General features: G+C 73.5%; 11 protein-coding genes. 7 read left to right on the top strand and 4 right to left on the bottom strand.

Features of this window, described 5'->3' with window-relative positions; all coding sequences use genetic code 11:
- Positions 1 to 263 precede the first annotated feature (263 nt).
- Both ACFWI4_RS20885 and ACFWI4_RS20880 read left to right on the top strand, forming a co-directional pair.
- The gene (locus tag ACFWI4_RS20885) at positions 264 to 2,036 is read left to right on the top strand and encodes an acetyl/propionyl/methylcrotonyl-CoA carboxylase subunit alpha (protein ID WP_385402154.1); all 1,773 of its coding nucleotides are present in this window, start codon (positions 264 to 266) and stop codon (positions 2,034 to 2,036) included.
- Between the two features lie 513 nt (positions 2,037 to 2,549).
- Positions 2,550 to 3,095: a TetR/AcrR family transcriptional regulator gene (locus ACFWI4_RS20880; protein ID WP_385402151.1), complete on the top strand. Its 546-nt coding sequence runs from the start codon at positions 2,550 to 2,552 to the stop codon at positions 3,093 to 3,095.
- A gap of 87 nt (positions 3,096 to 3,182) precedes the next feature.
- Here the strand turns inward: ACFWI4_RS20880 and ACFWI4_RS20875 are convergent, their stop codons facing one another.
- Both ACFWI4_RS20875 and ACFWI4_RS20870 read right to left on the bottom strand, forming a co-directional pair.
- Complete coding sequence (locus ACFWI4_RS20875; protein ID WP_361691386.1) at positions 3,183 to 4,151, bottom strand: DeoR/GlpR family DNA-binding transcription regulator; 969 nt, start codon at positions 4,149 to 4,151, stop codon at positions 3,183 to 3,185.
- A 167-nt stretch (positions 4,152 to 4,318) separates the two neighbouring features.
- Complete coding sequence (locus ACFWI4_RS20870; RefSeq protein ID WP_387198272.1) at positions 4,319 to 5,767, bottom strand: NAD(P)H-quinone dehydrogenase; 1,449 nt, start codon at positions 5,765 to 5,767, stop codon at positions 4,319 to 4,321.
- 107 nt (positions 5,768 to 5,874) lie between these two features.
- On the opposite strand from ACFWI4_RS20870, the gene ACFWI4_RS20865 reads away from it, so the two are divergent.
- From ACFWI4_RS20865 to ACFWI4_RS20850, 4 genes are all read left to right on the top strand, one after another.
- Entirely contained in the window at positions 5,875 to 6,312 is a 438-nt protein-coding gene (locus ACFWI4_RS20865) for a gamma-glutamylcyclotransferase (protein WP_266762095.1), read from the top strand.
- Between the two features lie 174 nt (positions 6,313 to 6,486).
- A complete protein-coding gene (locus tag ACFWI4_RS20860; protein ID WP_385402143.1) occupies positions 6,487 to 7,311 on the top strand; it encodes a purine-nucleoside phosphorylase in 825 nt (274 codons plus the stop codon).
- 85 nt (positions 7,312 to 7,396) lie between these two features.
- Positions 7,397 to 9,028 (top strand): phospho-sugar mutase, encoded by a 1,632-nt coding sequence (locus ACFWI4_RS20855; RefSeq protein WP_387198268.1) that lies wholly within the window; start codon positions 7,397 to 7,399, stop codon positions 9,026 to 9,028.
- Positions 9,029 to 9,221: 193 nt separating this feature from the next.
- Positions 9,222 to 10,442: a hypothetical protein gene (locus ACFWI4_RS20850; RefSeq protein WP_387198265.1), complete on the top strand. Its 1,221-nt coding sequence runs from the start codon at positions 9,222 to 9,224 to the stop codon at positions 10,440 to 10,442.
- 62 nt (positions 10,443 to 10,504) lie between these two features.
- Here ACFWI4_RS20850 and ACFWI4_RS20845 read toward each other — a convergent pair whose 3' ends face one another.
- Both ACFWI4_RS20845 and ACFWI4_RS20840 read right to left on the bottom strand, forming a co-directional pair.
- Complete coding sequence (locus ACFWI4_RS20845; RefSeq protein WP_387198262.1) at positions 10,505 to 12,208, bottom strand: hypothetical protein; 1,704 nt, start codon at positions 12,206 to 12,208, stop codon at positions 10,505 to 10,507.
- A 115-nt stretch (positions 12,209 to 12,323) separates the two neighbouring features.
- Positions 12,324 to 13,001, bottom strand: a complete 678-nt coding sequence (locus tag ACFWI4_RS20840) for a PH domain-containing protein (RefSeq protein WP_387198259.1) — start codon at positions 12,999 to 13,001, stop codon at positions 12,324 to 12,326.
- Positions 13,002 to 13,185: 184 nt separating this feature from the next.
- Between ACFWI4_RS20840 and ACFWI4_RS20835 the strand changes: the two genes are divergently transcribed.
- The gene (locus ACFWI4_RS20835) at positions 13,186 to 14,049 is read left to right on the top strand and encodes a class I SAM-dependent methyltransferase (protein WP_387198256.1); all 864 of its coding nucleotides are present in this window, start codon (positions 13,186 to 13,188) and stop codon (positions 14,047 to 14,049) included.
- The last annotated feature ends 117 nt before the right edge of the window (positions 14,050 to 14,166 follow it).

Below are 14,166 nucleotides of genomic sequence, written 5' to 3'. Positions count from 1 at the left end.
CGAGGGCAAAGAATCATTGGGCCATTCGTAGGGACTCGACAAAGAATCGTTGTGGGCCGCAGCACGGAGTCACAGAGACCTTGGCCACACAGGAGGGCTAGGGTTCAGGGAAGGATTCCCGCGTGCCTTGGCACGACAAGGGATTTCGCGGGTAGGGCGAGCCTCGTATCACGCTCCGTGTGGGCAAGCTCACCACTGGGGACAGCTCGAAACGTCGTGTTGGCTGTCCCTAAACTCGGCTTGTTTTCAAGGAGGGAGCCATCGTGCGCAAGGTGCTCATCGCCAACCGTGGCGAAATCGCTGTCCGCGTGGCCCGAGCATGTCGGGATGCCGGGATCGCGAGCGTTGCCGTGTATGCGGAACCGGACCGGGACGCTCTGCATGTCCGTGCTGCGGACGAGGCGTTCGCCCTGGGCGGTGACACTCCGGCGACCAGTTATCTCGACTTCGCCAAGGTGCTCCAGGCCGCCGCGGACTCGGGGGCGGACGCCGTCCATCCGGGTTACGGGTTCCTTTCGGAGAACGCGGAGTTCGCGCAGGCGGTGCTGGACGCGGGACTGATCTGGATCGGTCCGCCGCCGCAGGCGATCCGTGACCTGGGGGACAAGGTCGCCGCCCGGCACATCGCGCAGCGCGCCGGCGCGCCGCTGGTGGCCGGTACCCCGGACCCGGTCTCGGGTGCCGAGGAGGTCGTGGCGTTCGCGGAGCAGCACGGTCTGCCGATCGCGATCAAGGCGGCCTTCGGTGGCGGCGGTCGTGGTCTGAAGGTGGCCCGGACGCTGGAGGAGGTTCCGGAGCTGTACGAGTCGGCGGTACGTGAGGCGGTCGCGGCCTTCGGGCGCGGCGAGTGCTTCGTGGAGCGCTACCTCGACAAGCCCCGGCACGTGGAGACCCAGTGCCTGGCCGACAGCCACGGCAACGTGGTCGTCGTCTCCACCCGTGACTGCTCGCTCCAGCGCCGCCACCAGAAGCTGGTCGAGGAGGCGCCCGCGCCGTTCCTGTCCGAGGCGCAGGTGGCTGAGCTGTACGCGTCCTCCAAGGCGATCCTGAAGGAGGCCGGCTACGTCGGCGCGGGAACGGTGGAGTTCCTGGTCGGCATGGACGGCACGATCTCCTTCCTGGAGGTCAACACCCGTCTCCAGGTCGAGCACCCGGTCACCGAGGAGGTCGCGGGGATCGACCTGGTCCGCGAGATGTTCCGGATCGCCGACGGCGAGGAGCTCGGCTACGGCGACCCCGAACTGCGCGGCCACTCCATCGAGTTCCGCATCAACGGCGAGGACCCGGGCCGCAACTTCCTGCCCGCCCCCGGCACCGTGACCGCGTTCGCCGCGCCGACCGGTCCCGGTGTCCGTCTGGACGCGGGCGTCGAGGCCGGCAGCGTCATCGGCCCGGCCTGGGACTCCCTGCTCGCCAAGCTGATCGTCACCGGCGCCACCCGCGAGCAGGCCCTCCAGCGGGCCGCCCGCGCGCTTGCCGAGTTCCAGGTCGAGGGCATGGCGACCGCGATCCCCTTCCACCGCGCGGTGGTCGTGGACCCGGCGTTCGCCCCCGAGCTGACCGGCTCGCAGGACCCGTTCACGGTCCACACCCGCTGGATCGAGACCGAGTTCGTCAACGAGATCAAGCCGTTCGCCGCCCCGGCGGACGCCGAGACCGACGACGAGCCGGGCCGCGAGACGGTGGTCGTCGAGGTCGGCGGCAAGCGCCTGGAGGTCTCGCTGCCGGTCTCGCTGGGCATGTCGCTGGCCCGCACCGGTCTGGCCGCGGGCGCCAAGCCCAAGCGCCGGGCCGCGAAGAAGTCCGGCCCGGTCGCCTCCGGCGACACCCTCGCCTCCCCGATGCAGGGCACCATCGTCAAGGTGGCCGTCGAGGAGGGCCAGGAGGTCAAGGAGGGCGACCTGATCGTCGTCCTGGAAGCCATGAAGATGGAACAGCCCCTGAACGCCCACCGCTCCGGCACCGTCAAGGGCCTGAGCGCGGAGGTCGGCGCCTCCATCACCTCCGGCGCCCCCATCTGCGAGATCAAGGACTGAGCACCGCGGACGGGTGACACACCGTCCGCAGGCGTCCGAAGCGCCCGGCGAACCGCGTCAGCGACCCGCCGGGCGCTTCGGCGTACGGGGACTCCTCCGGGCGCTCCGGTGTACGGGGCTCCCCCGGGCGCTCCGGTGTACGGGGCTCCCCCGGCGCTCCGGTGTCACCGGGCGCGCCCGGCACCTCGTCGTACGGGCGCGCCAGGCACCTCGTCGTACGAGCCCCCGGACGAGCCCCACGTACGGAACCCCCGTGTACGGAACCCGCGTACGGGCCCGTGTGCGGGGCGGATGCCGGGTGCGACGGCGCCCGGACCCCCGTCCGCGCAACCGTCCATGATGCTTCGAGCCGTCGGGCACCGAGCCCGCGGGCATCCGTCCGGCGGCCGCCGGTGGCATCCTGGAGCGCAGCCGGGCGGCGGGAGAGGGCAGGTGGAGGCCATGGTGGGCGCGACCGCGAGGGAGCGGGCCGGGACGTCGGAGCCCGCCCGGAGTCCAGGGGTGCCGCGCGCGATGCGTGCGGACGCCCGGCGCAACCACGGACGGCTGCTCGCCGAGGCGCGCTCCGCGTTCGCCGAGCACGGCACCGACACGTCCCTGGAGGACGTGGCCCGGCGCGCGGGCGTCGGCATCGGCACCCTGTACCGGCACTTCCCCAACCGGCACGCCCTGATGAGCGCGGTCTTCGAGGAGGCCGTGAGCGATCTGCTGGCCCGCTCGCGCGCGTTGCTCGACGCGCCGCAGCCGTGCACCGCCCTGGTGGAGTGGCTGCGCGCGATCATCACGCACGCGGGTGAGTACCGAGGGCTCGCGCGTGCCCTCATGTCGGCCTCGCGGGACGAGGGTTCACACCTCGCCCGGTGCAGCGGCCCGATGCGTGAGGCGGGCAGCGCCCTGCTGCTCCGCGCACAGGAGTCGGGAGCCGTACGCCCCGACGTCTCGATCGGTGATCTCCTCCAGCTGACCAACGCGATCGCGCTGGCGGCGGAGGAAACCGCGGACGACCCCGCGCTGGCCGACCGTCTGCTGAACCTGACCCTGCGCGGCCTGAAGCCGTGACCGCCCCGGCTCGGGGCGTCGTGAGCCGACCCGGCCGGTCCTGCGGCGGGTGACCCCGGCCGGCGGCACCGCGTCCGCCGGCTCCGTTCAGCGACGTCGAAGATCGGCCACGCGCGCTCTTTCGGCCGGGGGCTGGTCCCCCATCACCGTCGCGCTGCGTAGTTGCGGTCCCGAGCCCGGGACGACCTGGCCGCGGCGCGGACCGGGGAGGGGGACGTCACGGCGCGGCTGACGCCCCGCCGGCAGCGGATCCCCTCCCGCGCCGCCCGAAGCCGATGACCCGGCCACCGCGATCTGCACGCCCTGATCGGCCAGGGCCTGGAGTTCGGTGGCCGCGCGGTCGTCGTGGGCGGGCGGCTCGTCCGTGACCAGACGGGTGATGAGGTCGGTCGGCACGGTCTGGAACATGGTGTCCGTCCCGAGCTTGGTGTGGTCGGCGAGGACCACGACCTCGGCGGCCGCCTGGACGAGAGCGCGGTCCACGGACGCCGAGAGCATGTTGGACGTGGAGAGTCCGCGCTCGGCGGTCAGACCGCTCCCGGAGAGGAACGCCCGGGACACGCGCAGCCCTTGCAGGGACTGCTCCGCACCCGAGCCGACCAGGGCGTAGTTGGAACCGCGCAGGGTGCCGCCGGTCATCACGACCTCCACGCGGTTGGCATGGGCCAACGCCTGGGCCACCAGCAGGGAGTTGGTGACGACGGTCAGACCGGGCACCCGCGCGAGCCGGCGGGCCAGCTCCTGCGTGGTGGTACCCGCACCCACCACGATGGCCTCGCCCTCTTCGACGAGACCCGCGGCGAGATCGGCGATGGCCGTCTTCTCGGCGGTCGCGAGATGGGATTTCTGCGGAAAGCCGGACTCCCGCGTGAACCCGCCCGGCAGTACCGCACCGCCGTGCCGGCGGTCGAGGAGTCCTTCTGCCTCCAGCGCGCGCACGTCCCGCCGTACGGTCACTTCGGAGGTCTGGACGACGCGGGCGAGCTCACGGAGCGACACGGCCCCGTTCGCTCGCACCATTTCGAGGATCAATTGGCGACGTTCTGCAGCGAACACGAAACTGACAGTAACCCCAACGACCGTCTGCTTTCAGCAGTTTGCGCCGAATAACAGAAGTTGTTCGCATGGCAGGGTGCTGAGTGGTATACGTACCCACTCGTGCCGCCCCTGCCGTACGCAGCGTCACCAACCGCCCTTGACCAGCGGGGAGTCGGCGGAAGGTGTCAGCCCTCGCCCGCGGTCTTCCGGGTGTGCAGCTGTCGTGCCACCTCGGCGATCGAGCCGGACAGGGACGGGTACACGGTGAACGCGTTCGCGATCTGTTCGACCGTCAGATTGTTGTCGACCGCGATCGAGATGGGGTGGATGAGCTCCGAGGCGCGCGGGGAGACCACCACACCGCCGACCACGATGCCGGTGCCGGGGCGGCAGAAGATCTTGACGAAGCCGTCGCGGATGCCCTGCATCTTGGCGCGCGGGTTGCGCAGCAGCGGCAGCTTCACGACCCGGGCGTCGATCCTGCCCGCGTCCACGTCCGCCTGGCTGTAGCCGACGGTGGCGATCTCGGGGTCGGTGAAGACGTTCGAGGAGACCGTCTTCAGGTTCAGCGGGGCCACCGCGTCGCCGAGGAAGTGGTACATGGCGATGCGGCCCTGCATGGCGGCGACGGACGCGAGGGCGAAGACGCCGGTCACGTCACCGGCCGCGTACACGCCCGGGGCGGTCGTGCGCGAGACCTTGTCGGTCCAGATGTGCCCGGAGTCGCGGACCTTGACGCCGGCCTCCTCCAGGCCCATCCCGCTGCTGTTCGGGATGGCGCCGACGGCCATCAGGCAGTGCGTGCCGCTGATGACGCGGCCGTCGGAGAGCGTGACCTCGACGCGGTCGCCGACGCGCTTGGCGGACTCGGCGCGGGAGCGGGCCATGACGTTCATGCCACGGCGGCGGAAGACGTCCTCCAGGACCGCCGCGGCGTCCGGGTCCTCGCCCGGCAGCACGCGGTCACGGCTGGAGACGAGGGTGACCCGGGAGCCGAGCGCCTGGTAGGCGCCGGCGAACTCGGCGCCGGTGACACCGGAGCCGACCACGATGAGCTCCTCGGGGAGCTCGTCGAGGTCGTAGACCTGGGTCCAGTTCAGGATGCGCTCGCCGTCGGGCTGCGCGTCGGGCAGCTCGCGGGGGTGCCCGCCGGTGGCGATGAGTACGGCGTCGGCGGTGAGGGTCTCCTCGGTGCCGTCCGCGGCGCTCACGACGACCTTGCGGGAGCCGTCCAGGGACTGCATGCCCTCCAGCCGCCCGCGCCCGCGCAGCACCCGGGCACCGGCACGGGTCACCGAGGCCGTGATGTCGTGCGACTGGGCGAGCGCGAGGCGCTTCACCCGGCGGTTGACCTTGCCGAGGTCGACGCCCACCACCCTGGCCGCCTGCTCCATGGGAGGAGTGTCGTCGGCGACGATGATGCCGAGCTCCTCGTAGGAGGAGTCGAACGTCGTCATCACCTCGGCCGTGGCGATGAGAGTCTTCGACGGCACGCAGTCGGTGAGCACCGACGCCCCGCCCAGACCGTCGCAGTCGACGACGGTCACCTCCGCGCCGAGCTGCGCGGCCACCAGGGCCGCTTCATATCCGCCGGGTCCGCCACCGATGATCACGATCCGAGTCACGTACTCCATTGTCCCGCACGCTTCAAGGTGCTTCCGCCCAGGGGCCGCGAGAGCGGGACATCCGCGCCACTTTGTTACGCGAGAGGCGTACGTGCCGCTGCCGTACCCTCGACCCCATGTCGCTCTACGCCGCGTACGCCGGCAATCTCGACCCGCGGCTCATGACGCGCCGCGCCCCGCACTCGCCGCTGCGCGCCACGGGCTGGCTGAACGGCTGGCGGCTGACCTTCGGCGGCGAGCACATGGGCTGGGAGGGCGCTCTCGCGACGATCGTCGAGGCACCCAGGTCCCAGGTCTTCGTGGCGCTGTACGACATCGCGCCGCTGGACGAGGACTCGATGGACCGCTGGGAGGGCGTCGGCCTCGACGTCTACCGCCGGATGCGTGTACGCGTGCACACCCTGGAGGGTGAGGAGCCGGCGTGGGTCTACGTACTGAACGGGTACGAGGGGGGACTCCCCTCGGCGCGTTATCTGGGCGAGCTGGCGGACGCCGCCGAGTCCGCGGGGGCGCCGCACGACTACGTCATGGAGCTCCGCAAACGCCCCTGCTGAGCCCCGTCCGAGGCGGCGGTCTCCCCCACCCGCCCGCCTGTCCGGTCCCGTCGCGCCGGCACCCGCGCGGCGCCCTCCCGATCACCCTTTCGTCGGAAACGACAAGACAACGATCGCAAGACCGTGAGCTCCGTCATCTACGCGCGTAGGCCCAGACCGGCTACGCTCTTGCGCGTGAACGCATCTCTTCTTCCGGACGACATCCAGGGCGACCCCCACGCCGCCGCCGACGCCGCCGCCACGCGCCTGCGTGAGCTGACGGGCGCCGATACCCACGACGTCGCCCTCGTGATGGGCTCCGGCTGGGCTCCGGCCGTGGACGCCCTCGGCACCCCCGAGGCCGACTTCCAGGTCACCGAGCTGCCCGGCTTCCCGGCGCCGGCGGTCGAGGGGCACGGCGGCAGGGTCCGCTCGTACCGGATCGGCGACAAGCGCGCCCTGGTCTTCCTCGGCCGCACCCACTTCTACGAGGGCCGCGGTGTCGCCGCCGTCGCGCACGGAGTCCGCACCGCCGTCGCCGCCGGCTGCAAGACCATCGTCCTCACCAACGGCTGCGGCGGTCTGCGCGAGGGCATGCGCCCCGGTCAGCCCGTGCTGATCAGCGACCACATCAACCTGACGGCCACCTCGCCGATCGTCGGCGCGAACTTCGTGGACCTGACCGACCTGTACTCGCCGCGGCTGCGCGCGCTGTGCAAGGAGGTCGACCCCTCCCTGGAGGAGGGCGTCTACGCCCAGTTCCCCGGCCCGCACTACGAGACGCCCGCCGAGATCCGGATGGCCCGTGTCATCGGCGCCGACCTCGTGGGCATGTCGACCACGCTCGAAGCCATCGCCGCGCGCGAGGCGGGCGCCGAGGTCCTCGGCATCTCCCTGGTGACCAACCTCGCCGCCGGTATGACGGGCGAGCCCCTCAACCACGAGGAAGTCCTCCAGGCCGGCCGCGACTCGGCCGCGCGCATGGGGGAACTTCTGACCCAGGTGCTGGATCGTCTGTAGGCGACGGCGTGTCCGCCCCCGGCGCCGGGGGCGCGACGACCCGGGCACACGGAACCGTACGACCGAAGAGAGAGGTGCACCCCAGGTGCAGGACGAACTCATCGCGCGGGCCAAGGCGTGGCTGGCCGAGGACCCCGACGCGGAGACCCGTGACGAACTCGCCAAGCTCGTCGAGGCCGAGGACGTCACGGAGCTGACCGCCCGATTCAGCGGCACGCTCCAGTTCGGCACCGCGGGTCTGCGCGGTGAGCTCGGCGCGGGGCCGATGCGGATGAACCGCTCCGTCGTCATCCGCGCCGCGGCCGGACTCGCCGCCTACCTCAGGGCCAAGGGGCAGACCGGCGGCCTCGTGGTGATCGGCTACGACGCCCGCCACAAGTCCGCCGACTTCGCCCGCGACACCGCGGCCGTGATGACGGGCGCCGGCCTGCGCGCCGCCGTCCTGCCCCGGCCGCTGCCCACCCCCGTCCTCGCCTACGCCATACGGCACCTCGGCGCGGTCGCGGGCGTGGAGGTCACCGCCAGCCACAACCCGCCCCGGGACAACGGCTACAAGGTGTACCTCGGCGACGGTTCCCAGATCGTCCCGCCGGCCGACGCGGAGATCGCCGCCGAGATCGACGCGGTCCGCGCGCTCGCCGACGTGCCCCGCCCGGACTCCGGCTGGGAGACCCTCGACGAGAGCGTCCTGGAGGCCTACCTGGCCCGCACGGACGCCGTCCTCGCCGAGGGCTCGCCGCGCACCGCCCGCACCGTCTACACGGCAATGCACGGCGTCGGCAAGGACGTGCTGCTCGCCGCCTTCGCGCGGGCCGGGTTCCCCGAGCCGGTGCTCGTCGCCGAGCAGGCCGAGCCCGACCCGGACTTCCCGACCGTGGCCTTCCCCAACCCGGAGGAGCCCGGCGCGATGGACCTCGCCTTCGCGACGGCCCGCGCGGCGGAACCCGACCTGATCGTCGCCAACGACCCGGACGCCGACCGGTGCGCCGTGGCCGTGAAGGCCGGCACCGACTGGCGCATGCTGCGCGGCGACGAGGTCGGCGCGCTGCTCGCCGAGCACCTGGTGCGACGCGGCGCGCGCGGTGTATTCGCCGAGTCGATCGTCTCCTCCTCGCTGCTCGGCCGGATCGCCGAGGGCGCGGGGCTGCCGTACGAGGAGACGCTCACCGGCTTCAAGTGGATCGCCCGCGTCGAGGGACTGCGCTTCGGGTACGAGGAGGCGCTCGGCTACTGCGTCGACCCCGACGGCGTACGCGACAAGGACGGCATCACCGCCGCCCTGCTGATCACCGAGCTGGCCTCGGAGCTCAAGGAGCAGGGCCGGACCCTGCTGGACCTCCTCGACGACATCGCCGTCGCCTACGGGCTGCACGCCACCGACCAGCTCTCGGTGCGGGTGGAGGACCTCTCGGTCATCGCGGACGCCATGAGCCGGCTGCGCGAGCAGCCGCCCACGGAGCTCGCGGGCCTCGCCGTCACGAAGGCCGAGGACCTCACCCGGGGGACGGACAGCCTGCCGCCCACGGACGGCCTGCGCTACACGCTGGACGGCGCCCGGGTCATCGTCCGCCCGAGCGGCACCGAGCCCAAGCTCAAGTGCTACCTGGAGGTCGTGGTGCCCGTCGCCGGCCACGACGCCCTCCCGGCGGCCCACGCCGAGGCGACCGCGCTGCTGACGGCGATCAAGCGGGACCTGTCGGCCGCGGCCGGCATCTGACCGCGTCCTCCCCCTCCGTCCAGGGCCTCGGTGCGAGGCGGCCCGTCCGCCGCCTCCCGCCGGGGCCCTGACACGCATCCCGCCCTTCTTACGGGTGATTTCCGCACGGCAGTTGACGCAGCGCTCCCGTGCGCCACCGGACGACCGAGGAACGGTTACCGGCAGCGCACCATCGAGTCCCAGGAGCCGCCGCGTGCCCTCGACCGATTCCCGGCCGACGTCCGCCCCGCCCCGGAGCGCCCCGGGCGGGGGCGCCCCCGGCGTCCCGGCCGCCCGGCGCGCGCCCGGCGCGGCCGGTCTCCTCGCCGCGGTCCGCGCCGGGCTGCGGCACGCGGCCCCGGCCCTCCTCGCCTACGCGGCCGTCCGTCTCACCGGCCTGCTCACCCTGACGGTCTGGGCCCACCGCAGACACCACGGCGTCTGGCCGATCCTGGCGTCCCAGTGGGACGCGGTCTGGTACCTGGGCATCGCCGACCACGGCTACGCCCGCCATCTGGGCACCGCGTTCGACGCGAACAGCCTGGCCTTCTTCCCGCTCTACCCCGTCCTGGTCAAGGCGGTCGCGGCCCTGACCCCGGGCTCGCGCGCCTCGACCGGGCTGGCGATCTCGGTCGTCTGCTCGTTCATCGCCGCGTGGGGCGTCCACGCGGTCGGCAGCCGGCTGCACGGCCGCCGTACGGGCGTCCTGCTGACCGTGCTGTGGGCGGCCCTGCCGGTGGGTCTGGTCCAGTGGATGGGCTACACGGAGTCGCTGTTCACGGCGTTCGCCGCGTGGGCGCTGTACGCGCTCCTGACCGGCCGGCTGCTGTGGGCCGCCTCGCTGGCCGCGCTCGCGGGGCTGACCCGGCCCACCGGTGTCGCGCTGGCCGCCGCGGTCTCCGTGACCGCCCTGCTGTCGCTGCGCCGGGGCTTCACTGCGCGCGCGCCGTTGGCCGCCGTCCTCGCCCCGGCGGGCTGGCTCGCGTACGTCGGCTGGGTGGGCCTGAGACTGGGCCGCTGGGACGGCTACTTCGCCGTGCAGCGGCTGTGGCACAACGAGTGGGACGGCGGCGCCGAGACCGTGCGCCGGCTGCGGGAGGTGCTGGCGCAGAACTCGTCGCCGGAACTGTTCCTGATCATGGTGACCGTGACGCTGCTGGTGTCGGTGGCGCTGTTCGCGCTCTCGGTCTGGGACCGCCAGCCGCTGCCCCTGCTCGTGTTCACCGGGGTCCTGCTGCTGATCGTCCTCGGCAGCGGCGGCGTCTACTTCCCCCGGGCCCGCTTCCTGCTCCCCGGCTTCCCGCTGCTGCTTCCGGCCGCCCTCCACCTGAACCGGGCCTCACCCCGCTTCCGGGCCCTGTTCCTCACCGCCGCGGTCCTGGGTTCGGCGTACTGCGGGGCGTACATGGCCCTGGTGTGGCCGAGCGCTCCCTAGCTCCCGCACGAGTTCCCGTGAGCTCCCGTACGAGCTCCCGTACGGCAGCGCCCGCGGGAGGCTCACCAGCGCGGGAGTCCCGTCACGACGGTCACCACCGCCGCCAGCCAGGCCAGGACGAACGGGACCGCCAGCGGCCACAGGGGGCGTCCCCGCTCGCGTTCCTCGCTGTCGCCCGTGGGGCGCAGGGCGCGGTCGGCGTGCATGGCGGTCACCTCGGCGGCCAGGGCGTCGTACGGGTGGGGCACACCGCGCCGGCGCTGGAGCCGGCCCCAGCGGGGCGCGGAGACCGTCCAGGCCCCGCCCTCGCTCCAGCGCAGCTTGAGCTCCAGGTCCTCCCGGCGGGCCGAGCGGAAGTCGTCCCACGGGACGTGGGTGGTCCGGCGCAGACCGTTCAGCCAGAGACCGGTCCGGTCGGCGGTGATCCGCCAGCGCAGCTTCACGGGGATGCGGAACGCGCCGAACAGGCCGCTGAGGGCGACGAGGACCTCCTGCCAGAGACTGGAGTCCCCGTCGTCGACGGTCAGGTACGCCGCGACGCCGCACAGCAGCATCAGGAGAGCGGCCAGCCGGTCCACCGCGCCCGCGCGCCAGCGCCGTACCGGGACGACCGTCGTCCGGCGGGCGGCCTCCACCAGGCCCCGGTGCTCCGCGTCCTCCGCCGCCCTGCGCGCCGCCGTCCGCTTCGCCTGCCTGAGCCGCCACCGCACGGCGGCCTCCGGCACCGGGCGTACGGGCCCGGAGGACCGTTCCGCCACGGGCGTGCCACCGGGCTCGGCCGCGGCGCTCACGAGCACCACCTCGGCACCGTCGTACGGCGCCCCGTACAGGACGGCCTCCCGCAGCGGTCCCGGCCGGTCGTCGAAGAGCGGGTTGGCCGCCTCCGCGGGGTCCGCGATGTCCGTCGCGTCCGCCAGGGCGTCCACCGCTCCCTCCGCGACGTCGTCCCCGTCGTAGTCCTTCGGGTGGTCCAGCGCGACCACGCCGACGGTGAACAGCGGCCGCAGGCCCGCCACGTCGTCCGCGGCGAAGACCCGGGCGCCGCCGCGCCGGGTCTCGCGCGTCAGGACGCGCAGGACGGGCGCGGGAGCGGCCCGCAGCGCGGTGGCCCGCCGTCCGCCCAGCACTCCGGAGAGCAGCGCGGTGACACCCAGCCCGGCCACGAAGCAGCCGCCGCCGACCACCACCCGCCGGCCCTCCCCCGAGTCCCACGGACCGGCGGTCGTCACGATCAGCGGGACGCCCGCCAGGACGAGGAGGATCCCGAGCCGGGAGAGGAACCGGCCGCGCCGGAGCGGCCCGCCCGCGTCCGGCACGGGTGCCGTCACCCCTCCCGAGGCGGCCAGGGCCGCGTCCCGCTGCCGGTCCCGGGCCCGCAGCCGCAGGCCGGAGACCGCCGGCGCGGTCGCGGCCAGCGCGAGCGCGCCCGCGATCACGGGCAGGACCGGCGCGGGGTGCACGACCAGGACCGCCACGGCCAGGGCCGGCGCCGACACCCGTACGATCTCGGGCCGCAGCGGCAGCCATACGAGATGGAGCCCGGCCGCCGCCGCCAGGTACGGCGGCACACCGGCCGAGATCAGTCCCAGCGCGGCCAGCACGCCCAGGAGCAGCGCCAGTTTCAGCCCCCGCACCCGGAGCCGTTGCACGGACGCCCAGACGGGCGGCAGTTCCCGCGTCCAGCGCCGGGTGTGCTCCGTGCTCCAGGGAAGACAGCCGTCGGGTATCGCGGTGGCGGGCAGCGTCCGCCGGACGTCGGGGTTCATCGTTTCCCAGAGAATCGGACCGCGGGGCGGTGGTGCGAAGGGCTCTCGGTCTCGTCTCCGGGTGGGGGAACGGCGGTCGCGGCCGAGGCGGGGCGAGGCCCCGTGAAGGGGTGGGTCAGCCGGTCACGAGCAGGATGGCCAGGACGACCAGGCCGGCGAGGGCGGGGCCCATCACCTCGTACGCCCAGCGCACGGTGACCTCGCCCTGCGCGCCCTCGGTGGTGGCGCGGGTCTCGGCCAGCTCGCGCAGGTCGTCCATGACCTGGTCGGTCTCGGGGCGGGTCGGGGCATCGGTGGCGGCGCCCCGGCCGAAGGCGGACGAGAGGCCCAGGGGCGAGGTACGGCCCTCGCCGCCGCGGCCGGACCTGCCCTGCACCGGCTGCCTGGCCGCCTTCTTGCGGGCGCGCAGCGACACCGGCACCGCCCACAGCTGGTACTTCGTGCCCGAGGTGTCGATCACCTCGTTCGAGTAGTGCGAGCGCAGCGAGGCGACCTTGCTCCAGGGGAGCACGATCACGCGGAGCGGGTTGCGGACGCGCAGCCGGTCCTCGTTGGCGTAGACCGCGGGGCGCAGGGTGAAGGCGATCACCACGGGAACGGCGAGGATCAGCCCGGCGAGCGCCAGCCAGGGGGTGCGGCCGTGTCCGGAGATCAGCGCGTCGACGCCGAGCCAGCCCACGATGAGCAGCAGGAGGAAGCCGCCCGCGATACCGGCGGGTGACCGGTAGATCCGGTCCCTGGCCTCGGGTCGCGAGGCGTCCGGAAGGGGTGACTGGTGGTCGGGGGTGGTCATGGTCCCGATTGTGCACGACGCGTGCGGGACGGTTGAGGGCGGTGAGGTCTCGCTTCGGTCGCGAAACCCGCGGCGGGCCCGGGGGGCCGGGAGGGGTCGGTGGGGTACGACAGATACGGCAGATGCGTCAGATCCGGCAGATACGACGGGTACGACGGGTACGGGGCAATCCGCGGGAGGCGGCATGGGATCGGATCGCAGGGTGGACGACGCGGTGGACGGCGGGCAGGCCGCCCGTTGGAACGGGCCCGCCGGGAACGCCTGGGTCGAGTCCCAGGATCTGGTGGACGCCCTGTTCGCGCCGCTGGAGCGGCTGGTCGTGGACGCCGTGCCGGCCGGGTGGGGCGGGCGGGTCCTCGACGTCGGCTGCGGCACGGGCGGCACGACGGTGGCCCTCGCGCGCCGGCTCGGGCCCGGGGGGCGCTGCGTGGGGGTGGACGTCTCGGAGCCGATGGTGGTGGCCGCGCGGGCCCGTGCGGAGCGGGAGGGTGTGCGGGCGTCCTTCGTCCGGGCCGACGCCTCGGACCCCGTGTTCGAGCCGGGCTCCTTCGACGCGGTCGTCTCCCGGTTCGGGGTGATGTTCTTCGCCGATCCGGTGCGGGCCTTCGCCCAGCTGCGGCGGGCCGCGAAGGAGGGCGCGGTGCTGCGGTTCGTCGTGTGGCGCGGGATCGAGGAGAACCCGTTCATGACGACGGCGGAGCGTGCGGCGGCGCCGCTGCTGCCGGATCTGCCCGAGCGGGTGCCGGACGTGCCGGGGCAGTTCGGGCTGGCGGACGCGGGGCGGGTGCGTCGGCTGCTCGGGGCCGGTGGGTGGGCCGGGGTGGAGGTGCGGCCCGTCGACGCGGTGTGCGTGATGCCGGAGGCGGAACTGGTGCCGTACTTCAGCCGGTTCGGGCCGGTCGGGATCGCGCTGCGCGGGACGGACCCCGCGACCCGGGCCCGGGTGATCGAGACGGTCCGGCCCGCGTTCTCGCCGTTCGTGCGGGGCTCGGAGGTTCGTTTCACGGCAGCGTGCTGGCAGATCGAGGCACGCGCCTCCGGCCGTTGAGCGGGGTCGGTCCGGCCGTTGAGCGGGTCCGGCCGGTGGGTGGGTCGGGGCCGTGCCGGTGCATCAGGCCGTCGCCGTTGGATGAGGCGTGACCGTCGGTGGCGACGGCCATCGATG

It is taken from the genome of Streptomyces sp. NPDC127038 (assembly GCF_042725875.1).
Lineage (GTDB): Bacteria > Actinomycetota > Actinomycetes > Streptomycetales > Streptomycetaceae > Streptomyces.
This window is presented reverse-complemented; position numbering and strand designations above follow the sequence as displayed.